The sequence below is a fragment of the Intestinimonas sp. MSJ-38 genome, from assembly GCF_018917925.1.
Lineage (GTDB): Bacteria > Bacillota > Clostridia > Oscillospirales > Butyricicoccaceae > Pseudobutyricicoccus.
On sequence record NZ_JAHLPO010000002.1, the window covers coordinates 34,564 to 56,842 of the forward strand.

The 22,279-nt window shown below is 54.9% G+C and carries 21 protein-coding genes; 7 read left to right on the forward strand and 14 right to left on the reverse strand.

Going from position 1 to position 22,279, the window contains the following annotated elements:
- Positions 1–26: 26 nt before the first annotated feature.
- The 5 genes from remB to dnaA form a co-directional block, all read right to left on the reverse strand.
- Positions 27–305, reverse strand: a complete 279-nt coding sequence (gene remB / locus KQI26_RS01445) for an extracellular matrix regulator RemB (protein WP_118747686.1) — start codon at positions 303–305, stop codon at positions 27–29.
- A 10-nt stretch (positions 306–315) separates the two neighbouring features.
- The gene (gene recF, locus KQI26_RS01450; RefSeq protein ID WP_216502857.1) at positions 316–1,431 is read right to left on the reverse strand and encodes a DNA replication/repair protein RecF; all 1,116 of its coding nucleotides are present in this window, start codon (positions 1,429–1,431) and stop codon (positions 316–318) included.
- The gene (locus tag KQI26_RS01455) at positions 1,422–1,643 is read right to left on the reverse strand and encodes an RNA-binding S4 domain-containing protein (RefSeq protein WP_118747688.1); all 222 of its coding nucleotides are present in this window, start codon (positions 1,641–1,643) and stop codon (positions 1,422–1,424) included. Before KQI26_RS01455 ends, recF begins: the two co-directional genes overlap by 10 nt.
- Positions 1,644–1,682: 39 nt before the next feature.
- Positions 1,683–2,795, reverse strand: coding sequence for a DNA polymerase III subunit beta (dnaN, locus tag KQI26_RS01460; protein ID WP_216502858.1), 1,113 nt, complete (start codon positions 2,793–2,795; stop codon positions 1,683–1,685).
- Positions 2,796–3,026: 231 nt separating this feature from the next.
- Positions 3,027–4,325, reverse strand: coding sequence for a chromosomal replication initiator protein DnaA (dnaA, locus tag KQI26_RS01465; RefSeq protein ID WP_253292608.1), 1,299 nt, complete (start codon positions 4,323–4,325; stop codon positions 3,027–3,029).
- Positions 4,326–4,666: 341 nt separating this feature from the next.
- Here dnaA and mnmA point away from each other — a divergent pair, with 341 nt between their 5' ends.
- Together mnmA and ppdK are read left to right on the forward strand one after the other, a co-directional pair.
- Entirely contained in the window at positions 4,667–5,689 is a 1,023-nt protein-coding gene (mnmA, locus tag KQI26_RS01470) for a tRNA 2-thiouridine(34) synthase MnmA (protein WP_371744059.1), read from the forward strand.
- 118 nt (positions 5,690–5,807) lie between these two features.
- The gene (gene ppdK / locus KQI26_RS01475) at positions 5,808–8,438 is read left to right on the forward strand and encodes a pyruvate, phosphate dikinase (protein ID WP_216502860.1); all 2,631 of its coding nucleotides are present in this window, start codon (positions 5,808–5,810) and stop codon (positions 8,436–8,438) included.
- Between the two features lie 141 nt (positions 8,439–8,579).
- Here ppdK and KQI26_RS01480 read toward each other — a convergent pair whose 3' ends face one another.
- The 3 genes from KQI26_RS01480 to KQI26_RS01490 all read right to left on the reverse strand — a co-directional run bounded on the left by KQI26_RS01480 (position 8,580) and on the right by KQI26_RS01490 (position 10,327).
- Positions 8,580–8,843, reverse strand: coding sequence for a late competence development ComFB family protein (locus KQI26_RS01480; protein ID WP_118428000.1), 264 nt, complete (start codon positions 8,841–8,843; stop codon positions 8,580–8,582).
- Between the two features lie 193 nt (positions 8,844–9,036).
- Positions 9,037–9,336 carry a DUF6506 family protein gene (locus KQI26_RS01485; RefSeq protein ID WP_216502861.1) on the reverse strand — a complete coding sequence of 100 codons (300 nt, stop codon included), beginning with the start codon at positions 9,334–9,336 and terminating at the stop codon, positions 9,037–9,039.
- 19 nt (positions 9,337–9,355) lie between these two features.
- Positions 9,356–10,327 (reverse strand): ornithine cyclodeaminase family protein, encoded by a 972-nt coding sequence (locus KQI26_RS01490; protein ID WP_216502862.1) that lies wholly within the window; start codon positions 10,325–10,327, stop codon positions 9,356–9,358.
- Positions 10,328–10,851: 524 nt separating this feature from the next.
- Here KQI26_RS01490 and KQI26_RS01495 point away from each other — a divergent pair.
- From KQI26_RS01495 to KQI26_RS01515, 5 genes are all read left to right on the forward strand, one after another.
- Entirely contained in the window at positions 10,852–11,703 is an 852-nt protein-coding gene (locus KQI26_RS01495; protein ID WP_216502863.1) for a transketolase, read from the forward strand.
- 1 nt (position 11,704) lies between these two features.
- Positions 11,705–12,670, forward strand: coding sequence for a transketolase family protein (locus KQI26_RS01500; protein WP_118747695.1), 966 nt, complete (start codon positions 11,705–11,707; stop codon positions 12,668–12,670).
- Between the two features lie 46 nt (positions 12,671–12,716).
- Positions 12,717–13,889, forward strand: coding sequence for an NADP-dependent malic enzyme (locus tag KQI26_RS01505; protein WP_216502864.1), 1,173 nt, complete (start codon positions 12,717–12,719; stop codon positions 13,887–13,889).
- Positions 13,890–14,152: 263 nt separating this feature from the next.
- Positions 14,153–14,695 carry a C-GCAxxG-C-C family protein gene (locus KQI26_RS01510; protein ID WP_216502865.1) on the forward strand — a complete coding sequence of 181 codons (543 nt, stop codon included), beginning with the start codon at positions 14,153–14,155 and terminating at the stop codon, positions 14,693–14,695.
- A gap of 6 nt (positions 14,696–14,701) precedes the next feature.
- Positions 14,702–15,628, forward strand: a complete 927-nt coding sequence (locus KQI26_RS01515; protein ID WP_216502866.1) for a TDT family transporter — start codon at positions 14,702–14,704, stop codon at positions 15,626–15,628.
- 126 nt (positions 15,629–15,754) lie between these two features.
- Here KQI26_RS01515 and KQI26_RS01520 read toward each other — a convergent pair whose 3' ends face one another.
- The 6 genes from KQI26_RS01520 to KQI26_RS01545 form a co-directional block, all read right to left on the reverse strand.
- Positions 15,755–15,925 carry a hypothetical protein gene (locus tag KQI26_RS01520; protein WP_177614155.1) on the reverse strand — a complete coding sequence of 57 codons (171 nt, stop codon included), beginning with the start codon at positions 15,923–15,925 and terminating at the stop codon, positions 15,755–15,757.
- A gap of 18 nt (positions 15,926–15,943) precedes the next feature.
- Positions 15,944–16,234: a hypothetical protein gene (locus tag KQI26_RS01525; RefSeq protein ID WP_118427955.1), complete on the reverse strand. Its 291-nt coding sequence runs from the start codon at positions 16,232–16,234 to the stop codon at positions 15,944–15,946.
- 83 nt (positions 16,235–16,317) lie between these two features.
- The gene (locus KQI26_RS01530) at positions 16,318–17,982 is read right to left on the reverse strand and encodes a SulP family inorganic anion transporter (RefSeq protein ID WP_216502867.1); all 1,665 of its coding nucleotides are present in this window, start codon (positions 17,980–17,982) and stop codon (positions 16,318–16,320) included.
- A 193-nt stretch (positions 17,983–18,175) separates the two neighbouring features.
- Positions 18,176–20,356 carry an S-layer homology domain-containing protein gene (locus KQI26_RS01535; protein WP_216502868.1) on the reverse strand — a complete coding sequence of 727 codons (2,181 nt, stop codon included), beginning with the start codon at positions 20,354–20,356 and terminating at the stop codon, positions 18,176–18,178.
- A 164-nt stretch (positions 20,357–20,520) separates the two neighbouring features.
- Positions 20,521–21,276, reverse strand: a complete 756-nt coding sequence (pnuC, locus tag KQI26_RS01540; protein WP_216502869.1) for a nicotinamide riboside transporter PnuC — start codon at positions 21,274–21,276, stop codon at positions 20,521–20,523.
- A gap of 25 nt (positions 21,277–21,301) precedes the next feature.
- Entirely contained in the window at positions 21,302–22,108 is an 807-nt protein-coding gene (locus KQI26_RS01545; RefSeq protein ID WP_216502870.1) for an amidohydrolase family protein, read from the reverse strand.
- Positions 22,109–22,279 lie beyond the last annotated feature (171 nt).

The following is a 22,279-nucleotide window of genomic DNA, read 5'->3' on the forward strand; positions in this document are numbered from 1 at the left end:
GGGCGGATCGCTTGTTTCCTGTTTGATCAAAAAGACAGCAGATTTTCCGGCAGAGGCTGGCCATTGGCCCGCTTCAGCAGGGTCTGAGAGGAGATTTGGGAGATATAGACCACCGTCTGGCCATCCTCTTCGCAAACCACGGCGCTTTTGGGCAGCTCATCGCTGACGGTGACTACCCGCCCCTCCTTCTGTGCTTTTGTGAGAAATTCCCGGGTGCGCTTGCCGTATGTGGCGGTATCGAAGTCAAAAATGCCCACGATGGTCCGCCGGGATACGACAATATCCCGTCCCAAATGCAGATACATACTCCATTCCTCACTGATTCAAGGGGGCAATGGTTCCCCCCTCCACCAAAAAGGCCGCTCCCTGCAGCTGACGCAGCCGCTGGGTGCGCTCGCAGCAGGTGATGATCACCTGTCCGCCGCCGGTCTTTCCGATGAGATATTCCTGTCTCCGGGAATCCAGTTCGCTGAGCACATCGTCCAGCAGCATCACCGGATATTCCCCCTGATCGTCTTTGAAAATTTCCCGCTCGGCGAATTTCAGCGCCAAAGCGGCAGTGCGGGTCTGTCCCTGGCTGGCAAAGCCCCGGGCCGCCGAGCCATTTACGGTCAGCAGCAAATCGTCCTTGTGTGGTCCGGTCAGGCATTGTCCCGCGGCCAGCTCTGCTTTTTCATGGCTTTCGGCGTGTTCCAGCAGCCAGCCTTCGATGGCCTCTTCCGAAGCCTTGGGATCTTTCACCGTGGACACCGTCTGGTACTCGGCCAGAAGCTCCTCCCCACAGCCGGAAATGGTCTGCTGGATCTGGTAGGCCTCCCGAGCCAGTTTTTCAGCGAAAAAAGCCCGGTAACGGATGACGGCCGCCCCGCATTCGGCCATACGCCGGGTAAAATCGGGCAAAACCGCCAGAAGAGAGGGGTTTTCCTCCTGCATCCGCAGGATTTTGGCCTTGTGCTCCAGCAGTTTGTTGTATTCCCCCAAAGCCAGAGCATACCGGGGCCGCAGCTGGCACAAAGCGGTGTCCAGAAACCGTCTTCTGGCCGCCGGGCCTTCCCGGATCAGATACAGATCTTCTGGGGAAAAAAGCACACAGCGAAACACTTCCGACAGATCGCTCTGCCGTTTTTGTTTGACGCCATTGACGATGCTTTGCAGCTTCCCCGTGCGGGGCAAAGTCAGATCCATGCGGAATTCCCGCTGCCGGGAAAAGACCTTGGCCTGGATCTGCGCCTGGCTTTGGTGAAAGGAGATCAGGTCTCCCCTTTTTCCCGCCCGCCAGGACCGGCCGCCGGTGAGAAGAAATATGGCCTCCAGCAGGTTGGTTTTTCCCTGGGCGTTTTCTCCCGCCAGGATGGTGACCCCTTCTGGAAAAGAAAGGGAAGCATCCTGGTAGTTGCGAAAATGGCTCAGGCGAATGGCTTCTAGTTGCATGAAGTGATCTCCACCTCAGTGTTTTCGAACAAAATTTTGTCGCCGGGCAGGCATTTTTTGCCCCGGGCCAGGCAGACTTCCCCGTTGACCTGCACTTCGCCCCCCTGGATGCGCTCTTTGGCCTCTCCGCCGCTTTGACACAGATTGGCAAATTTCAGCAGGCTGTCCAGTTTGATGAATGGGGTCTTGATGGGGATTTTGATGGTTTCCATAAGCTCCTCCCTTGTGAAAAGGAACGACGTTTTTTTGTATCAGGCATCCGCTTTTAGCCGCACAGGCAGTACCATATAAAGGAATTTGGTTCCTTCCACCGGCCGGATGACGCAGGGGGACAGGCTGCTTTTCAGCTCCAGAACCACCTTTTCTTCAGGGCAGGCCCGCAGAGCGTCTAGCAGGTACCGGTTGTTGAAACCGATCTCGATTTTTTCCGGGCAATTTTCAATGGTGCATTCATCGTAGGCCCGTCCCAGGGATGTAACGCAGGAAATTTTCAGACTATTTCCTTCAAAACAGCAGCGGATGGGATTTTTCAGCCGTTCGGAGATGATCAGGCTTACCCGTTCCACGCAGTCGATGATGCTCTTTACGTTGATTTCCAGTTTTGTGGTGCAATCATTGGGAATAGCATTGCGATAGTTGAGAAATTCCCCTTCCAGAAGCCGGGTGGTTACCAATGTGCCTTCCACTTCAAAGAGAGCGTGTTTTTTCTCTGGATAAATATGGACTGCTTTGTCTTCGCTGTCGGGAATGATCCGGCTGATTTCTTTCAGTGTTTCCCCGGGAACCACGAAAGAAAGATTTTCTGTCTTGTCGTTTTCCACTTCTTCCTGGCTCATGGCCAGCCGGTAGCCGTCTACCGACACCACAGTCAGTTGGTTTCCGGTGATTTCAAAGAGGGAGCCGGTGTGGATGGGTTTGTTTTCGTTGTCGGACACGGCGAAAACAGTGTGGTCGATCATGCTGCGCAGCAGTTTGCAGGACAGTTTGATTCCTTGGCTTTTTTCTACGTTGGGAAGTTCCGGAAATTCGGCGGGAGAAGCGCCGATCAGGTTGAATTCGCTCAGGCCGCAGCGGATGGTGGTCATGTAATGATCGTCGCAGACGATCTCCACCATATCGTCGGGCAGTTTGCGTACGATATCGCTGAAGATTTTGGCATTGAGTACGATGCTTCCCTTTTCGCTGATTTCAGCAGGAAATGTTTTTTTGATGCCTGTTTTGAAATTGTAGCCGCAAAGGGTGAGTTCATCTTCTGCTGTAATAAGTAAACCTTCCAAAACAGCGATGGTGCTTTTTGTGGCTACGGCGTGAATGCAGATGGAAATGGCTTCGTTCAGCACCGCTTTTTCACAGGTAAACTTCATATCGCGGGCTCCTTTCAGTTCTTATCTGTTATTCATTTTTATAGTAACAGTCGTAGGGCCTGTGGATTTGTGGAAAGTTTCCCCGGAGTCTTGGGTTTCAAGGGATGAGGCTTTGCACAGGGGGTGTGGATGATTTTTCGTTTCTGATGGGGTTGTCCACAGTCTATTTTTTGTCCACAGCTATCCACGTCCTTCCACAGCCCTTGGGGGAAAAAATGTGGATTTTGTGTTTTATCGGTTCTGGATGTTCTTTTTCAGGTCGCTGAGGGCGGCGGAGAAGCTTTCGTCCTTTTCGATCTGCACCTGGGTTTTGTTGATGGCGTGGAGTACGGTGGTGTGGTCTCTTCCCATAAACCGGCCGATTTCCGGGAAGGACAGATCGGTCATTTCCCGGATCAGGTACATGGCCACCTGCCGGGGTACCACCACATCCTTTGTTTTGGCCGAGCCCAGAATCCGCTCGGTAGTGATGTTGTAGAAGTTGGCCGTCTCTTCCAGAATCAGTTCCGGTGTGGGTTTCAGGCCCGGGCTTGCTTTGAAGATGTCCCGGATGCACTCTTCCGCCAGGGTCATGTCGATGGCCCGGCCCATGAGGGAGTGTTTGGCGAAGATCTTTTTTACCGCGCCTTCCAGCTGCCGCACATTGTTTGTAATGGAGGAGGCGATGTATTCCACCACATTGGGAGGCAGTTCAGCTCCCAGCATTTCGGTTTTCGCATTGACCAGGGCCATGCGGGTTTCGAAATCCGGGGGCTGGATGTCGGCCAGAAGGCCCCATTCGAAGCGGGACTGGAGACGATCTTCCAGTGTGAGGATTTCCTTGGGAGGCCGGTCGGATGTGAGGACGATCTGTTTGCCCGATTCGTGCAAGGTGTTGAAAGTGTGGAAAAATTCTTCTTGGGTGCTGATCTTGCCGGCGATAAATTGGATATCGTCCACCAGCAGCAGGTCGGCCATGCGGTATTTTTCCCGGAAGGAAGCTACATCGCCCCGTTGGATGGCGCTGATCAGCTCGTTGGTGAAATCGTCGCCCTTGACATAGACGATGCGGTAGGCCGGGCGGGTGCGGGCGATGTAACCGGCGATGGCATAGAGAAGGTGGGTTTTGCCCAGACCGGACTGGCCGTAGATAAACAGGGGGTTATAGGCACTGGCCGGTTTTTGCGCCACGGCATAGGCGGCCGCATGAGCAAACTTGTTGCTGCTGCCCACGATGAAGCGCTCAAAAGTGTAGTTGGCATAGACGGTATCCTCGTTGGCCGCCTTCCATAGGCTCAGCTCTTCGTCACCGCACAGCACCCGCAGGGCTAGATCGCTGCCGGTCAGGTCCCGCACAGCATCGCAGAAAGGCTGGGCATACCGGTTTTCGATCATCTCCTGCTTCATGCGGGAGGTGGTGAGCAAAATAAAAACGCCGTCTTTCACCGTCACGGCGGAGGCGTCCCCAAACCAGGTGGAGATGACAACAGGTGTGAATTGCTGCTCCAGCACATGGATTACATTTTGCAGCAGCTCGGCAGGGCTCATCATATCTTCTCATCCATTCAAATTTTTTCTGTAAAGCCTATAAAACAGCAGACTATATTGTATCACAATAAATTCCCCAGCACAACAAAAAAACGGTGGATAACCTGTGGATAACTGGGGAGTATTCCATAAACTATATATAATACATTATAATATAATAACGGAAAAAAGGAAAGTCTTCTCCGGTGGATTTTGCAAAAACCGAGAAAATGGTGTTGTGCACAAAAATCTCCACAGGCTGTTGAAAGATTGGTTCCTTTGCCCTCAACCTTGCACCAAGGGAGAAAGTGGGGTACAATAAACGGGATTCAAAACATGGAAAAGAGGGGAACGAATTGGAAAAAGTGGTATTGGGGCTGTCCGGCGGCGTGGATTCCGCATTGTGTGCCCGTCTGCTGTTGGAAAAAGGTCATTCGGTCACAGGTGTTTATCTGGACACCGGCCACGGAGGGGTGGAAGAAGCTCACAAGGCCGCTTTGGAATTGGGGATCCCCTTTTGCTCGGTGGATGTAAGGGAGCAGTTGGAGGAAAAGGTCATTGCCCCCTTTATGGAGGGATACCGCCGGGGGATCACCCCCATTCCCTGCATTTTCTGCAATCCGGCGGTGAAGTTTCATATCCTTTGGCAAAAAGCCCAGGAACTGGGGGCTTCCTATGTGGCCACCGGCCATTATGCCGTGACCCGCAGGCTGGAAAACGGGGTCACCGGCCTGTATATGTCCCCCTCTCCCAATGACCAGAGTTATATGCTTTATCGTTTGCTGCCGGAGCTTTTGGACCATGTACTCTTTCCCTTGGGGGAGTTTTGCAGTAAGGAGGACACCAGGACTCTGGCCCGCAAGGTCGGGCTCAGCGCCGCCAATAAGCCGGACAGCATGGAAATTTGCTTTATTCCGGAAGGGGATCACGCGGCTTTTATGGAACAGCGGGGCCTGGGGCTGCCTCCCGGGGATTTTGTGGACGAAGCGGGAAATGTTCTGGGAAAACACAAAGGCATCCACCATTACACTCTGGGCCAGCGCCGTGGATTGGGCATCGCCGCAGAGGGGCGGTTGTTTGTCAAGGAGATCCGGACAGAACAAAACCAGGTGGTCCTTTCCCTGACCCCTCCCACATCCCAGGTCATTACGGTGGACAATCTGTGCCGCACGGCGCCGGAATACGGGGCAGAGTCCTTCTGGGCCGATGTGAAGATCCGCCACAGCCGCCGTCTGGACAAAGCCCTCGTCACCTATCTGCCGGAAGGACGGGCCAAAGTGGAATTTTCCTCCCCGGTGCGGGCTCCCTCCCCCGGTCAGTCGGCGGTTTTTTACCAGGATGGCCGGGTCATCGGCGGCGGGTATATTGAAAAACAGCCCTGTTTATAAAAATTTTTCGTGCAATGAGAGAAATTGTCTGATATAATAAATCCGAATGTGGAGCAGTCTGCATTTTTGACCCTGGATACCAAGAGTTTTGTATAGAAACACATAAGGAGTGTAGAAAATGCATAAGTACGTTTACCTGTTTTCCGAGGGCAACGGCAATATGCGTGAGCTGCTGGGCGGCAAAGGTGCCAACCTGGCTGAGATGACCAATCTCGGCATGCCTGTGCCCCAGGGCTTCACCATTTCCACCGAAGCCTGCACCCGTTACTATGAAGACGGGGAGAAGATCGCTCAGGACATCGAGGATCAGATCTACGAATACCTGAAGAAGATGGAAGAGATCACCGGCAAGAAGTTCGGCGATCCCCACAATCCTCTGCTGGTTTCCGTTCGTTCCGGCTCCCGGGCCTCCATGCCCGGCATGATGGACACCATCCTGAACCTGGGCCTCAACGACGAAGTGGTGGAATCCTTCGCCAAGATCACCGGCAACCCCCGTTTTGCCTATGACAGCTATCGCCGCTTCATCCAGATGTATTCCGATGTGGTTATGGAAGTGGGCAAGAAGTATTTCGAAGAGCTCATCGACGAGATGAAGGCCGAAAAGGGCGTCAAGCTGGACACCGAACTGGATGCCGACGACCTGAAGAAGCTGGCCGAGCAGTTCAAGGACGAATACAAGGCCAAGCTGGGCGTGGACTTCCCCTCCGATCCTCGTGAGCAGCTGATGGGCGCTGTCAAGGCGGTTTTCCGCTCCTGGAACAACCAGCGTGCTATCGTCTATCGCCGCATGAACGACATCCCCAGCTCCTGGGGCACCGCCGTCAATGTCCAGGCCATGGTCTTCGGCAACACCGGCGATGAAAGCGGTACAGGCGTTGCCTTTACCCGTAACCCCGCCACCGGCGATCCTCACCTCTATGGCGAGTTCCTGATGAACGCCCAGGGCGAAGATGTGGTGGCCGGCATCCGGACTCCTCAGTCCATTGACCAGCTGAAAGAGGTCATGCCCGAAGTGTACGATCAGTTTGCCGCCATTGCCGACAAGCTGGAAAAGCATTATAAAGATATGCAGGACATGGAGTTTACCATCGAAAAGGGCAAGCTCTATATGCTCCAGACCAGAAACGGCAAGCGTACCGCTCAGGCCGCTCTGAAGATCGCCGTGGACATGGTGGACGAAGGCATGCTCACCAAGGAAGAGGCCATCATGAAGGTGGAGCCCAAGCAGCTGGACGCTCTGCTCCATCCCCAGTTTGACGCCGAGTCCCTGAAGGCCGCTATCCCTGTCACCAAGGGTCTGCCCGCCTCCCCCGGCGCTGCCTGCGGCAAGGTCTATTTCACCGCCGCTGAGGCTGTGGCCGCTGCGGAAAACGGCAACAAGGTGGTTCTGGTCCGTCTGGAGACCTCTCCTGAAGACATCGAAGGCATGGCCGCGGCTCAGGGCGTTATGACCGTCCGCGGTGGTATGACCTCTCACGCCGCCGTTGTGGCTCGCGGTATGGGCACTTGCTGCGTGGCTGGCTGCGGCGAAGTGAAGATGAATGAAGAGGAGAAGTACTTCCTCATCGGCGACAAGAAGGTCTGCGAAGGGGATTACATCTCCATCGACGGTTCCACCGGCAATGTGTACCTGGGCGAGATCAAGACCGTTCCCGCTTCCATGACCGGCGACTTTGGCCGCTTCATGGGCTGGGCCGACGAGATCCGCACCCTGAAGGTGTGCACCAACGCCGATACTCCTCGGGATGCTGAGCAGGCTGTCCGTTTTGGCGCCGAAGGCATCGGCCTGTGCCGTACCGAGCATATGTTCTTCGAAGCCGACCGTATCAAGGCCGTGCGGGAGATGATCGTCTCCAAGAACGAAGAGCAGCGCCGCAAGGCTCTGGAGAAGCTGCTGCCCATGCAGCGCGGTGACTTCGAAGGCCTGTTCATGGCCATGGGCGGCCGCCCGGTCACCATCCGCTTCCTGGATCCCCCTCTCCATGAGTTCCTGCCCCAGGAGGAAGGGGACATCATCGAGATCGCCGGCGAGATGAATATGTCTGTGGCCGATCTGAAGCAGATCATCGCCGATCTCCATGAGTTCAACCCCATGCTGGGTCATCGTGGTTGCCGTCTGGCCGTCACCTATCCGGAAATCGCTGAGATGCAGACCCGTGCCGTTATCGAGGCTGCCATCAATGTGAAGAAGGCCACCGGCCTGGATATCGAGCCCGAGATCATGATCCCCCTGGTGGGCATGGTCAACGAGCTGAAGTTTGTCAAGAATGTGGTCACCAAGACCGCCGATGAGATCATCGCTCAGTCCGGTGTGGAAATGAAGTACCTGGTGGGCACCATGATCGAGATCCCCCGGGCCGCTGTCACCGCCGACGAGATCGCTCAGGAAGCTGAGTTCTTCTCCTTCGGCACCAACGACCTGACCCAGATGGGCTTCGGCTTCTCCCGTGACGATGTGGGCAAGATCCTCAACGCTTACTATGACAAGAAGATCATGGAGCGGGATCCCTTCGCCTCCCTGGACCAGGATGGCATCGGCCAGCTGGTGAAGATGGCTGTGGAAAAGGGCAAGAAGACCCGTCCCGACATCAAGCTGGGCGTCTGCGGCGAGCATGGCGGCGATCCGGCCTCTGTGGAATTCTTCCACAAGATCGGCCTGAACTATGTGTCCTGCTCCCCCTATCGTGTGCCCATCGCCCGTCTGGCGGCTGCTCAGGCCAGAGCCAAGGAACTGCTGAATAAGTAAGTTTTGGTTCCGATAGACTGAATTGTTGCTGCAAAGCATCATATAAAAAGCGTGGCCCAGGATAAAATTCCTGGGCCACGCTTTTTTGCTGAAAAATACCAGAAGGGCCTGCTTTTCAGGCAGGCCCTTCCTATTTCGGGTTTAGTGACGGGGCGATTGCTTCACAATCTGGGCCGCACGGATCAGGGCCGCCTGTACATCGGCCTGGAATTGGACCTTTGCACTGGCCACTTTGCTGAAAGTGAGGCCGCTGATGGTGGAAATATAACGGGGCGGCAGATTGTTCAGCGCCAAAGCGACGATATCGCTGTGACACTGCTCACAGGAACACGCATCCAAACGGTCTTTGATGGCGTTGTACTGCTCTTCCACCACATCTTCCATGATATTGTGGTAAGAACTCATGGTGCTCATCCCTTTTCAATTTTTGAATATTTTATCACAGCTTTGGGCCGATGTAAAGAAAGCCTCCGGCGGTCTCTTTTTGTTGCTTTATGAACAAAGCGCAATGATCTCTTTCTTTTTTACAAGAAGTTATCCCCAGGGGTTATCCACACCCTGTGGAAATTTCCTGGGGACAACTTAGCATATCTTGTGGTTACTTGCCGAAAAAGGCGGTGAAGAGGGCGTCTTGTTCCGCAAAGTGGGTCACATAGCCGATAGCCACTTTTCCCTCGGTCAGGGCGATCAGCTCCTTGGTTTTCTCCGGGCCGAAAGCGCCGCACACTTCAATGGCGCCGCAGCCTTTTTGGTACAGATCCTGCACCCGCTTTTTGGCCTGCTCCCAGTTTTGCACGGTGTAGATATAGGTGTGTTTGCTTTCGGTTTCAAAATGGGCCTGGTCCTTTTCCGGATCGTATTGGGCTCCCATGAGGATAAAGGCAAAAATGGGTTTCATTTGGTGTACTCCTTTCCTGTTACAGCTGAATTTTTTGTCCGATGCCCTTTTCCATGGCCTTCTGGGCGATGGCCTGGGCGGCAATCAGATCAAACAGCGCCATGCCCACCGTTTTGAAGAAGGCGGTCTCCCCTTCTTTTGGCTTTGTAGCCTGACCGGCCAGGAGCTGCCCCATGGTGATTACCTGATCCATGGTCAGAAGCCCTTCGCTTAGTGGTTGGCTCAGATCGCCGCTTTCCTCGCAGGCAAAGGGAAGGTCCACATAGACCTGGGAAAGCAAAGACCACAGGCAGGGGGGATATTCCCGCATGGTGGGTTTATAAGAGCCTACGCCAATGCAGCATTTTCCGGCAAAAAGGGCACTGTCATCAGGAAAAACCGGCTCATTGGATGTGGTGGCCGTGATGAGGATCTGGCTTTGCCGGGCGGCTTCTTGGGAGGAGGCACAGAAAGTGACGGGAGGATGAGTTTCCCCCAGAACTTCCTCCAGCCTGTGGATAAATGGCGCCGGGTCCTTGGCATAGGCATCGTATACATAAATGTGCTGGATGGGCCGTGCGGCGCAGACAAAGGCGGCCTGGTTGGCCCCCTGTACGCCGGCGCCGATGACGGCCAGGGTGTGGGCATCGGCCGGGGACAGATGGCGCACCGCCACACCTCCCACACCACCGGTGCGCAGGGCGGTGAGGGCTTTGCCGTCCATCATCACCTGGGGGATGCCGGTGTCATAATCGCACAAGAGCATCAGTCCGTCGATGGCGGGAAGGCCCCGCTGGGTGTTTTCCGGGAAAACAGTGAGGATCTTCTGGCCCATGGCCCCATCGGCAAAGCAAGGCATATAGACGATGGTTTTGTTCTGGTATTCCACGGTGGGGCGATCGGGCATGAAATAGTTTCCGGCCGTAAAAAGCCCATAGGCTTTTTCAATGGCCTCCATCATCTCCTGAGGGGTGATGGAGCGGATGATGTCCTGTTTGTTTAAATAAAGCATGGCGCTTCCCTCCTTTTGCCTTCATGATACTCCATGGAAGGCAAAAAGAAAAGCCTTTGGGAAGAAATGAAAAAGGCCGGAAAAACAAAAAAAAGAAAAGTACCCCCTGGGGAAATGTTCACAATCCATGCTGACACACGGCAGACCGTTGTGGTATAATAACCGCAGAACGGTTGTTATACCGGATTTTGCGGCCGTTTTCTCGTCCCGCAAGCGGGACAACCGAAAACACGGCCATTCTACCACTTCGCTTTCGCTTTGTGGTATAATATCAACAGTAGCCGCACATGTGCGGCAGGATACTGCGTATTCAGTCGTTTTGTTCACAAAACGACTGCTGTTGATGTTACACCATAGCAAAAATCAGCAAAGCTGATTTTATGCCGCATTGGCGGCGTGCAAGTCTGCATGGACTTGCGGTTATGGTATAATGAAAACAGTCTGGAGATCTTCTCCTGGCAGCGATCGTTAAAAAAACAACAAAATGTCCCATCAAATAAAAAAGGATAGAGGGTGTTGCGAACATGGAAAAAAACAAGGAACTGCGGGTGTTCGCCGAAGAGATCCGGGTGGAGACCATCAAAGAGCTGGCCCATCTGGGATTTGGCCATGTGGGCGGCTCCATGTCGGTGGTGGAGACCCTGGCGGTGCTCTACGGCAGCCAGATGAACTATGACCCCAAGAACCCCACCATGGAACAAAGAGACCGGCTGGTGATGAGCAAAGGGCACGCAGGCCCGGCCCTCTATGCCACCCTGGCTCTCAAGGGCTTCTTCCCCCTGGAGCGGCTGAAGACGCTCAATCAGAACGGCACCACACTGCCCAGCCACTGCGACCGGCTGAAAACTCCTGGCGTGGACATGACCACCGGCTCTCTGGGCCAGGGCATCTCCATGGCCCTGGGCCTGGCTCTGGGCGCTAAAATGCGGGGCAAGGACTTTACTACCTACCTGATCCTGGGCGACGGCGAATGCGATGAAGGCCAGGTGTGGGAGGGTGCTCTGTCTGCTGCCCATCTGAAGCTGGACAATCTCATTGCCTTTGTGGACTGGAACAAGCAGCAGCTGGACGGCGCTGTGGACGATGTGCTGGACCTGGGCGACATCGGACAGAAATTCGAGGATTTCGGCTGGCATGTGCAGCAGGTCAACGGCCACGATATCGACGCTTTGCTGGAAGCGGTGGAAAGCGCCAAAGCCCATAAGGGCCAGCCTTCCATGATCGTGCTGGACACCATCAAGGGCAACGGCTGCCGTTTGGCCATGGAGACCTTCCCCTGCCACCATTTGAAATTCAAGCCCGAGCAGATCGCCCCCTCGGTGATCGAGGCCGAACAGGTGCTGGCCAAGGCCCGGGAAGCGCTGGAGGTGCGGTAAAATGAGCTACAAAGTGAAAGAGACTCTGAAAAACGAAGAGAAAGAAATGCGGGCAGTGTATTGTAAGACTCTGTGCGACATGGCCCGGGAAGACAGCCGCATCTGCGCTCTGGACGCCGACCTGATCGGCTCCTCCGGTATGCAGGCTTTCTTCAAAGAGTTCCCCGATCGGGCTGTGGACTGCGGCATCCAGGAAGCCAACATGGTGGGTATGGCCGCTGGCCTGTCCGCCGCCGGCATGGTTCCCTTTGCCCATTCCTTTGCTCCCTTTGCCACCCGCCGGGTGATGGACCAGATTTTCATCTCCTGCGCCTATGGCAAGCAGAATGTGCGCATTGTGGGTTCCGATCCCGGTGTCACAGCGGCTTATAACGGCGGCACCCATATGCCTTTTGAGGATATGGGCTGCCTGATGAGCATCCCCAAGATCACTTTGATCGAGCCCTGCGACAGCGTGCAGCTGGAGCAGGTGATCAAAATGCTTCAGGACGCATACGGCGTTTTCTATATCCGGATGCTGCGGAAAAATGCCGTGGGCATCTATGAGGAAGGTTCCACCTTCACCCTGGGCAAGGCTCCCGTGCTGCGGGACGGCACCGATGTGTGCATCGCCGCCTCGGGCATCATGGTCAGCGAGGCTCTGAAGGCCGCCAAGGTGCTGGAGGAACAGGGCATTTCCGCCGCCGTCATCGACTGCTTCACCTGGAAGCCTCTGGACGGCGACACCATCGGCAATTATGCTCAGAAGTGCGGCGCTTTTGTCACCGCCGAAAACCACAATGTGGTGGGCGGCCTGGGCAGCGCTGTGGCTGCATCTCTGGCCAAGAGCCATCCGGTGCCTGTGGAAATGGTAGGCGTGCAGGACGAGTTCGGCGAAGTGGGCACTGTGGATTACCTCCAGGAGCGCTTCGGTCTCACCGCTGCGGCCATCGTCTCTGCCGCTCAGAAGGCCATCAGCCGGAAATAACATTGTTTTTCCTATTTTATCAAAATATAAAAGGAGAATCTGTACTATGGACATCAAGGAACGGGCTCTCAAGGCCCACGAGGACTGGAAGGGCAAGATTGAAGTCATCGCCCGCTGCAAGGTGGAAAACGCCGACGACCTGACCGTGGCCTACACCCCCGGCGTTGCCGAGCCCTGCCTGGAAATCAGCAAGAATGTGGACCTGAGCTATAAATATACCCGCCGTGGCAACCTGGTTGCCGTTGTTACCGATGGCACCGCTGTGCTGGGCCTGGGCGACATCGGCCCCGAAGCCGGTATGCCTGTGATGGAGGGCAAGTGCGCCCTGTTTAAGACCTTTGCCGATGTGGATGCCTTCCCCCTCTGCGTGCGCAGCAAGAATGTGGACGACATCGTCAACACTGTTAAGCTGCTGGCCGGTTCTTTCGGTGGCATCAACCTGGAGGATATTTCCGCTCCCCGCTGCTTTGAGATCGAGCGCCGCCTGAAGGAAGAGTGTGATATTCCCATCTTCCACGATGACCAACACGGTACTGCTATCATCACTGCCGCAGCTATGATCAACGCCAGCCGCCTCACCGGCAAGAAGCTGAGCGATCTGACCATGGTGGTGTCCGGCGCCGGCGCTGCTGCTGTGGCTGTCACCCGCCTGCTGCTGTCCATGGGCATTGGCGACGCGATCCTGGTCAACCGTGGCGGCGCTGTCTATGACGGCCGCACCGACCTCAACCCCGAGATCGCCGCTATGGCTAAGATCACCAACAAGAACAAGAAGCAGGGTACTCTGGCCGATGTGGTCAAGGGCGCTGATGTGTTCCTGGGCCTGTCTGCTCCTGGCGTGCTCACCGCCGAGATGGTGGCTACCATGAACAAGGATCCCATGGTCTTTGCCTGCGCCAACCCTGTGCCTGAGATCTATCCCGAAGAGGCCAAGAAGGGCGGTGCTGCCGTTATCGGCACTGGCCGCAGCGACTATCCCAATCAGATCAACAATGTTCTGGCCTTCCCTGGCGTGTTCCGTGGCGCTCTGGATGTGCGTGCCAGCGATATCAACGATGAGATGAAGGCCGCTGCTGCCTATGCCATTGCTGACATCGTCTCCCCTGAGGAGCTGAATCCCGACTACATCCTCCCCGCAGCTTTCGATCCCAGAGTGGCTCCCGCTGTGGCTAAGGCTGTGGCCGAAGCGGCTCGCAAGAGCGGCGTTGCCCGCATCTAGCACAGTGTCTGTGCACCCATGCTGGCCGGTCGCCGGCCTATGTGGATAAAGAGACTGGATTTCCGGCCGTTTGGCTGGGTGTGCAGCTGATCAATAACAAAAAGGACGCTTGGATTTTATCCAAGCGTCTTTTTTGTTTATAAAAATCTCTATAAGTACCTATAAATATGATCGTTTTTTTAAATAATGGATTACAGCATAAAAAAGTTGTGATATAATTAACAAGCCCTGGGGAAAAGTGAGATGTTCAGGAGGTAAAAGATATGAAAGTCAATGCAAAATCCATCAATCTGACAAAAATTCAGAAGGAAGCGGAAGAATCGTTCCGCAAAGGTTTCTTTTGCTGTGAAGCGGTGATGGAAATCATCCGTTCCAATTTTGAATTGGATGTGCCGGAAGATGTGATCCGCATGGCTTCCGGTATGGCCATCGGTGTGGGCAAGTCGGGCTGTATCTGCGGCGCCCTCAACGGCGGTGTTCTGGCCATCGGTATGTTCTTTGGCCGCACCGAGCACAAAGGCCCCACCGATCCCAATGTGGTCAAGTGTATGAGTCTGACCAAGGAGCTTCATGATTGGTTCAAGGAGAATAACACCAAAGGTGTTACCTGCTGCCGTATCCTCACCCGCGAGTTTGATATGTCCCAAGGCGGCCACAAGAGCCAGTGCATTTATTACACCGGCATTTGTGCAGCCAAGGCCGCTGAGATCATCGCCAGAGAGCTGGGCATTCCCACCGAAGGAGAGATCACCGTCCAGCCCTATGAGGAGTACATCAAAACCAGAGTGGCTCCGCTGGAGGCATAGTGCAGCATGAATGTATTCAAGAAAGTTCCCGTCCCTATTTGTGCTGTAATATTGGGCATGTTCGGCCTGGGCAATCTGCTTCAGTCCTACTCCGAAGGAGTTCGGCTGTTGTGCGGGGCCGTAGGCGCAGTGCTGATGGTGATGTTTTTGATCCGTGTACTGCTGGATTGGAAAAAGTTTTGCAATGAAATGGGAAATCCCATCATGGCCAGCGTGTTTTGTGCCTTTCCCATGGCTGTGATGATGCTGGCCACTTATGTGAAACCCTATATTGGTTCTCCGACCAAGGCAATTTGGTTTGTGGGTGTGGCCATCCATGTGGTGATGATCCTCTATTTCACTGCGAAGTTTGTACTGCATTTTTCGTTGGAAAAGGTTTTTGCCAGCTGGTTTATCGTCTATGTGGGTATTGCCATGGCCGGGATCACTGCACCGGCCTTTGGGACCGAGTCCATCGGATCGGCCTGTGTCTGGTTTGGCATTGCGGCGCTGGTGGTCCTGCTGATTTTGGTGACTATGCGGTATGTGAAAAAGCCTGTTCCCGATCCGGCCAAGCCAGTGATCTGTATTTATGCTGCACCTACCAGTCTGTGCATTGCTGGATATATTCAGTCGGTCACACCCAAGTCCTTGTCCCTGCTCACTGTTTTGTGGGCCGTGGCGACGGTACTCTTTGTGCTGGCCTGTATCAAGTTTGTGCAATATTGGAAGCTGCCCTTCTTCCCCAGCTATTCCGCCTATACCTTTCCCTTTGTTATCAGCGCTATCGCTTCCAAACAGCTGATGGCTTGTGCGGCCAATTTGGGAAATCCCATGGCCTTTTTGAATACGGTGGTATTGGTGGAGACCATCATCGCCACTTGCACCACCCTTTATGCCTTGATTCGGTATCTGATCTTTCTGTTTCAAGAACCTAAGCAGGCAGCAAAATAAATCGAAAAAATGCCAGAGAGTTAATCTCAGGCATTTTTTTGCGCAAAGTATCCACAATACTTGTCCACAGGTTGTGGATAAAAAACCGCCGGTTTTGTCCGGCGGTTTTTTTGCATCTGGTTATCGCTATAAGGGAATTGTCATGCCATCCAGTAAGCGCAGAATGGAAAGCACCAGCGTGGCGGCAAAACACAAAATGGCCAAGATGAAAAAGGTCTTGTAGTGCTTTTCTTTTTTCAGACAGATGCTGCCGATGAGAAAGCACAAAACACCCAGGGCCAAAGGGGTCAGTTCCATAAAATCAGAAAGAAAAGCTTAGTTGATCTCTACTTTTTCGGCCTGCTCGGGGAAAAAGTCGTTGTCCAGGTCGTAGATGTTGTGGGTGGTGGAGTCACGGAGTACCCGGCCTTCCAGAGAGTAGCAGCGGATGAACTTCTTACCGTCCACAGTGGTCCAGTTTTCTGCATCCCAGGTGAGGTAGCCGTCGCCATCGGTCTTCTTCTGAGCAAACTTCAGGTCGATCTGCCGGTTGTTGAGCATCAGGTCGATCAGGCCCTTCCGGTCCACTTCCACTTCCTGCTTGTGGATCATATCATATGCTTTCATTGTTTTTCCTCCATCATCATTAAAGTGTGTAGCTTTATTATAGCATCCCTGTGGGATTTTGCAACCAGCTCTGGGGCAAGGGATCAGTTTTTGACGGCCGTTTGGAGATAAGGGGCGGGAGTGGGTTCATCCTGTGTCAGGGCCTGCTCCACACTCCAGTAAAAGGCCTTCTCTCCTGCTTGCTGGGTGATGCCGCTGCGGTCCATCATTTGCCGCACCGAGGGAGACACGCCGCAGAGGAATCCCTGGGCCTGCTGGTTTTGCAGCTGGCGCAGCAGATCCAGGAAAGCCTGGGCGCCGGAGATATCCATATAGGAGACGCCCCGCATGGAAAAGATCACGCTGGAAAAGCCGCTTACCTGCTGGCCGATCTCTTCGATCATCTGGGTGTTGGAAAACAGGATGGAGCCGGTGATATAGACCACCCGGGCGTTTTCGGCCCGATGGGCCAGAAGGGCGTCAGGGGCGGCCAGGCGATGGGGAAGCACATCTTCGTAGTTGACCTGGAGTTCCGACTGCCGCACGGCCAGCAGCACCAGGGACACCACAATGCCCAGCAGAATGGCCACCGTCAGGTCAAAGAGGATGGTGGCGGCCATGGTCACCAGGAATTTCAGAATAGCGCCTTTGAATTTTTTGGAGAAAATATAACGGATGGTCTTCCACTCGTTCATCCGCCAGGCGGTGACCATCAGCACTCCGGCCAAAGCGCACAGAGGAATCTGTCCCATCACCGGCCCCAGGGCCAGCATGGAGATCAGCAGGAAAAGAGCGTGGAACACACCGGTGAGCCGGGTGCGGGCGCCGGATTTCACCGCCACACTGGTACGGGCAATGGCCGCAGTGGCCGGGATACCGCCAAACAGCGGAGTGAGAATGTTGCCGATACCCTGGGCCAGAAGCTCCCGGTCATTGTCCAGCTTGACGCCGGTCATCCGGCTGGCGCTGGCTCCGCAGAGCAGGCTTTCCACCATGCCCAAAGCGGCAATGCTGATGGCCGGAGCCAGCAATCCGCTCAAAGTGTTCAAATCCAGAGAAAGCAGGTCAAGCCGCTGAGGCAGCATCAGAGAGGAAGGGATCTCACCCACGGTGTTTACGGGCAGCTTCAGCAGCATGGAAGCGGCTGTGGCCAGGATGATGGCAACCAGGGATGCAGGCACCACGCTGTTCCACTTTTTCGGGAAAAACACCATGAAGAGCACCACGAAAAAACCGATGGCCACGGCGGTCCAGTTGGGGTCAAAGCCATGGGTGAAATATCCCCCCACTTTTTGGATGGCAGAGCCTTCAATGGAGGTGACGCCAAAGAAGTTGTCCACCTGCCCCAAGGCGATGATCACAGCGATGCCCGAAGTGAAGCCGGTGATGACCGGCATGGGGATAAAGGCTGTGAGCCGTCCCAGTTTGAACAGTCCGGCGATTACCAGCAGAATACCGGCCAGGAAGGTGGCCTGGAAGACACCGTTCAGGCCATACTGGGCCACAACGGAGGTGAGGATGGCGGCCATGGCCCCTGTGGGGCCGGAGATCTGGTAAAAAGCTCCGCCCAAAAGGGCGATGATGGCACCGGCCACGATGGCGGTAAGCAGGCCGGAGGCCGCCGAAGCGCCGCTGCTGACGCCGAAGGCCAGGGCCAGGGGCAGTGCCACCGCCGCCACCGTCAAACCGGCCATCACATCGGATAGCAGTCCTTTGGCATTGTAGCCTGCAAATTCCTTCTTTAGATCCTGTGCATACTTTTGCAGCATTTTGTTATTCCCCCCGGAATATGTTTTCTTTTCCCCCTGTAAACGGGAAAAAGTATAAAAATGCAAAGAAAGTATATCATGGCAGTGAACAAAGGGCAAGAAATTCCAGAAAAACTGGGATATTTTTTCAGTCTGACAAAAAAATTCCCCAGGCGGCAAGCCGCCTGGGGAAAAATGATACAGGGAAATTTGATTACTGAGCGTCGGCAAAGCGCACCAACATGGTGGCGGCCTCAGCACGGGTAACAGAATTCTGCGGATTCAGCTTGCCTTCGCTGCCCTGGAGCACGCCCAGGCCCACACAGTACTCCATAGCATCCTGGGCCCAGTCGGACACCGAGGCGCTGTCAGAGAAATCGGTGAGGGCCGAAGAGGGCTCTTCCGGCGCGCCGCTGTACTGATACAGCATATAGGCCAGCTCCTGCCGGGTCACCAAAGCGTTGGGGTCCATGGTGGTGCTGTCCATATTGGCCAGAATTCTCTTCTCATAGCACCAGATGGCGCCATTGGTATACCACTGACCGGCAGGTACATCGGTAAAGGGATTGTCGATGGTCACCTGGGGAGAACCGGCCATACGGTAGAGCACGGTGGCCAGCATGCCCCGGGTCATGGTGCCGCTGGGGGTAAAGGTGTTGTTGCCGGTGCCGTTGAAATAGCCCCGTTTGACGCAGGTGTTCACATAGTCCTTGGCCCAATGCCAGCGCATATCGGTGAAGGGGGTGTCATAGATGGTGGAGCCCACCAGGTCGTAGGCGCACACCGAACGGTAGGAGGTGTTGAGGATGACCTCATATTCCCCATCGCCATCCACATCCTTCACAGCAGGAGCTGCTTTGACGCCGTTGGTCTGATAAGCCCCCAGATAGCCGGGATATTCGGCAGGCAGCTGGGTGCGGGAGATCAGCTTCAGATCGCTGTCCAGGATGTACAGCGAACCGTTGACACCGGTGTTTTCGCTGGTGGTGTCGTGGTTGGGACTGGTGATGCTGTCGGTCCAGGAGCCAAAGATGATCTCCTTCTTGCCGTCGCCGTTGATGTCCACGCAGGTGGGCTGGGCGGCATATTCGGCAATGGTGGAGGTGGTGGCCGGCAGGGTGAAGCTCTTCATGGTCTGATCCAGGGAGAAGCAATAGAGCTTGCCGTCAAAGGAATTGAACAGGATCTCCTTGTTGCCGTCTCCATCCAGATCGGCGGTGACAGGCTCGGGCAGCACAAAGGAGGAGCCGGAGTTCTGGCAATCCTTGATGCGGGCGCCCGGATTGGTGGGAATGGTGGTCCAGTCAAAGCCCTTTTCGGTGTTCTGGTAGCGGGTGCGGTCGCCGTTGAAAATGGCCACGGACATGCACAGGCTGTCCAGCCAGAAGGCATTGGAGATGGAGTTGGTATCCATGACGATACCGGTGACCACCACTTCGTTTTTACCGTCGCCGTCCAGGTCGTCGATCACCGAGCCGGCATGGCCGAATTCCATGCACAGACGCTCTTTCATATCCACTTTGCCCTGGTCGGTGTCCCAGCCCCGCTGGGCCACGGTCTTTTCATGGTCGTAGTCGATGTAGGTGCGGATGGAGCCCCAAGGGCTGTCGCCGAAGGTTTCGGCATCGGCCATGATGAGAGAGCCGTCCAGCTCAAAAGCCTGGATGCACCGGTTGTCGGTGGGAGCAATGATCTCCGGCAGGCCATCGCCATCGATGTCGCCGGTGGAAATGCCGTTGGCAAAGATGCCGTAGCTTTCCGCCTGATCCTGCTGGTCGGGAGAAAGCTGGGGCCAGTGGGGGAAGAGAACGCCGTAGCAGTCGTAGACCCACACAGAGGCCTCGGAGTTGACACCGGCGCCTACAACGATCTCACAGGTACCGTCGCCGTCAAAGTCGTCCACGGCCAGAGAACGGATAAAGCTGTCCACTTCCAGATACTTGGGCCAGCCCTTCTTGAAATAGCCGTTGTGATCCAGCACAGAGATGAGATTTTTGTGGGTGGAGATGATTTCCACATAGCCGTCGCCGTCGATGTCCTTCACCACGGGAGAGCACCAGGCGCCGGAATAGTGAGCGGAGGGTTCGCTGTTATAGGGGGTGGAATGGTCCTTGCCGGAGTCCACCTGCCACAGAGTCTTGCCGCTCTGGGCGTCGGTGACGGTAATGGCGAAGGATACGCTGACCACTTCGTCCCGGCCGTCCTTATTGATGTCGGCCACCACCGGCTCGGCATAATAAGCCAGGTTGGTGTATTTGGCATGGGCCGCGCCGGAATAGAGATACTTGGTCTTGACAGACACAGACGAGGCGGCCTTGGCCGGAGAGGGACACAGGGAAATGCAAAGCACCCCTGCCATGAGCCCGGCTACCAGCCGGGAAAGGGCTTTTTTCACAATACCTTCCTCCTTATACTGTTTACAAAAATTTAAAATTCCCTTCAATTAACAATATAAACCGAACCCCCGGTTTCGTCAAGACGAGAACCGGGGGTTTATTTGTAAAAAACTTGATGGAGTAAATGGGGTTGACCTGTCCCCTTTTCCCCTGTCTGTCTATGTCAATGGGAAGCGGGAGAAAAGGACTTTTCCTGCTTTTGACGGTGGGAGCGGGTGTACAGCAGCCACTTGCCAAAGCCATAGCAGGTGTTGACCAGCATGGCCGCCACGGTGATCAGCATGATGTAGCTGCCCGAGATGAGATACAGGGCGGTGTAGAGCAGCAGGGTGACAAACCAGGCATACCACTGTTCGGTGTAGCGGAGCAGGAGCAGAATGCCGTTGGCAATGCCGCAGGCGCTGGCCAGGGCGTCCAGGAAGGAGTCTTCGGCCCCGGGGATCATCTGGATCAGCTGGCCTACCACAAGGCCAAAGACCAGAATGCCGGCGATCACCAGAATATCCTGTTTCCAGCCCAGGCGCTTGACCACGGTCAGTTCCTGCTGGACTTCATCGGGGTGGCGCTTCCAGCGCAGGAAGCTGATGATGTCGATGGGAATCCAGAAGGCCACAGTGATGATGGCGATGGTATACCAGCCCAGGGCCACACACAGCACCAGCTCGGGGATCTCGATGAAAAACAAGTCCACCATAAAATTCAGTTTGCTTTGTTTGGAGATCAGAAGCTCACACACCGGATTGGCCAGGACGGCGATCACCGAACAGACCACCACAAAGGAATTGGACATATCCTCCAGCATCATATCGGGCAGGAAGATGGTAAAGCCGATGGTCAGCAGCAGCACCACAGTGAGGTAGCCGATCTGGTAAGGGGTAAAGCTTTTGAGAAATGCTTTGAACTGGGATGAAGTTTTCACGAAAAAGTGTCCTCTCTTTTGAATTTTAAAGGGAAAGCCAGCGGCCCAGCCGAGGGAAGGCCCGCAGGCAGTTTTGATAATAGATGGCGTCAAAAGTCTCCGGCGGGAAAATCTTTTCGATGGTCTCGTCGTATTCGTCCAGTTGACCGAGATTGAGGGGCGGGCAGAAGTCGGTACCATAGAGAAACTGCTTCCAAAGATCCGGCTGGGACAGAAGGGCCTGGCGGAAAGTGGCGATGGCTCCCTGCACATCGTTTCCCTCTTTGGTACCGGTTTCATAGGCGCCGGATACATCGGTGAACAGGTTTTTATGCCGGTGCAGCAGGGCGGCGCACTCCATAAAGCGGGGGTCGTCCATATGGGCAATGATAAAGTTCACCTCTGGGAAACGCTGGGCCGCTTGGGCGATGTACTTGGCCTGGGAGCCCTCCATGTCATTTTCCGACGGGAGGACCAGAGAACAAAGGCCGGTGTGGAAAGTCACCGCCAGCTGGTGCTGACGGGCAAATTCATAGATGGGGATCATCTTTTCGTCACAGGCCCTTCCCTTCTGGTAGGTAAGGTAGACCTTAAGGCCTACCACCTTCCACTCATCCAGATGGGGTTCCAGCTCACTGAGCTGGGGCGGGATGGGGCGATGGAGATCCACACAGGGGCACAGAAACAGCCGGGGATCGGACAGCACCGTCTGGATGCACTGGGGATTTTCCATCAGGTCGGGGGGAAACTGCATCACCAGAGCGAACCCTTGGGCACGCTGGAAATATTCGTCCCGGATGGCCGGGGACACGATGTGGGTATGGCAATCGATCCTGGGGCGCACAGAAAACACCTTTCTTTTTTCCTTTTGCAGCAAAGGAGGAATAAGGAAACCGCAAAAAAGAGCCTAGGGCAAACAATGCCAAGGCTCTTTTTGCCTTGTATTGACAGAAAAGATGCATTACTAAGGTTATTGCCTCTTATTGTGTTCACCATCTCTAAGCTTCTTGTTTATATTGTACCT

What these genes read in the sequence shown, in the direction of transcription:
- remB (WP_118747686.1), bottom strand. Translation starts at nt 305, where the DNA reads ATGTATCTGCATTTGGGACGGGATATTGTCGTATCCCGGCGGACCATC.
- recF (WP_216502857.1), bottom strand. Translation starts at nt 1,431, where the DNA reads ATGCAACTAGAAGCCATTCGCCTGAGCCATTTTCGCAACTACCAGGAT.
- KQI26_RS01455 (WP_118747688.1), bottom strand. Translation starts at nt 1,643, where the DNA reads ATGGAAACCATCAAAATCCCCATCAAGACCCCATTCATCAAACTGGAC.
- dnaN (WP_216502858.1), bottom strand. Translation starts at nt 2,795, where the DNA reads ATGAAGTTTACCTGTGAAAAAGCGGTGCTGAACGAAGCCATTTCCATC.
- dnaA (WP_253292608.1), bottom strand. Translation starts at nt 4,325, where the DNA reads ATGATGAGCCCTGCCGAGCTGCTGCAAAATGTAATCCATGTGCTGGAG.
- ppdK (WP_216502860.1), top strand. Translation starts at nt 5,808, where the DNA reads ATGCATAAGTACGTTTACCTGTTTTCCGAGGGCAACGGCAATATGCGT.
- KQI26_RS01480 (WP_118428000.1), bottom strand. Translation starts at nt 8,843, where the DNA reads ATGAGTTCTTACCACAATATCATGGAAGATGTGGTGGAAGAGCAGTAC.
- KQI26_RS01485 (WP_216502861.1), bottom strand. Translation starts at nt 9,336, where the DNA reads ATGAAACCCATTTTTGCCTTTATCCTCATGGGAGCCCAATACGATCCG.
- KQI26_RS01490 (WP_216502862.1), bottom strand. Translation starts at nt 10,327, where the DNA reads ATGCTTTATTTAAACAAACAGGACATCATCCGCTCCATCACCCCTCAG.
- KQI26_RS01495 (WP_216502863.1), top strand. Translation starts at nt 10,852, where the DNA reads ATGGAAAAAAACAAGGAACTGCGGGTGTTCGCCGAAGAGATCCGGGTG.
- KQI26_RS01500 (WP_118747695.1), top strand. Translation starts at nt 11,705, where the DNA reads ATGAGCTACAAAGTGAAAGAGACTCTGAAAAACGAAGAGAAAGAAATG.
- KQI26_RS01505 (WP_216502864.1), top strand. Translation starts at nt 12,717, where the DNA reads ATGGACATCAAGGAACGGGCTCTCAAGGCCCACGAGGACTGGAAGGGC.
- KQI26_RS01510 (WP_216502865.1), top strand. Translation starts at nt 14,153, where the DNA reads ATGAAAGTCAATGCAAAATCCATCAATCTGACAAAAATTCAGAAGGAA.
- KQI26_RS01515 (WP_216502866.1), top strand. Translation starts at nt 14,702, where the DNA reads ATGAATGTATTCAAGAAAGTTCCCGTCCCTATTTGTGCTGTAATATTG.
- KQI26_RS01520 (WP_177614155.1), bottom strand. Translation starts at nt 15,925, where the DNA reads ATGGAACTGACCCCTTTGGCCCTGGGTGTTTTGTGCTTTCTCATCGGC.
- KQI26_RS01525 (WP_118427955.1), bottom strand. Translation starts at nt 16,234, where the DNA reads ATGAAAGCATATGATATGATCCACAAGCAGGAAGTGGAAGTGGACCGG.
- KQI26_RS01530 (WP_216502867.1), bottom strand. Translation starts at nt 17,982, where the DNA reads ATGCTGCAAAAGTATGCACAGGATCTAAAGAAGGAATTTGCAGGCTAC.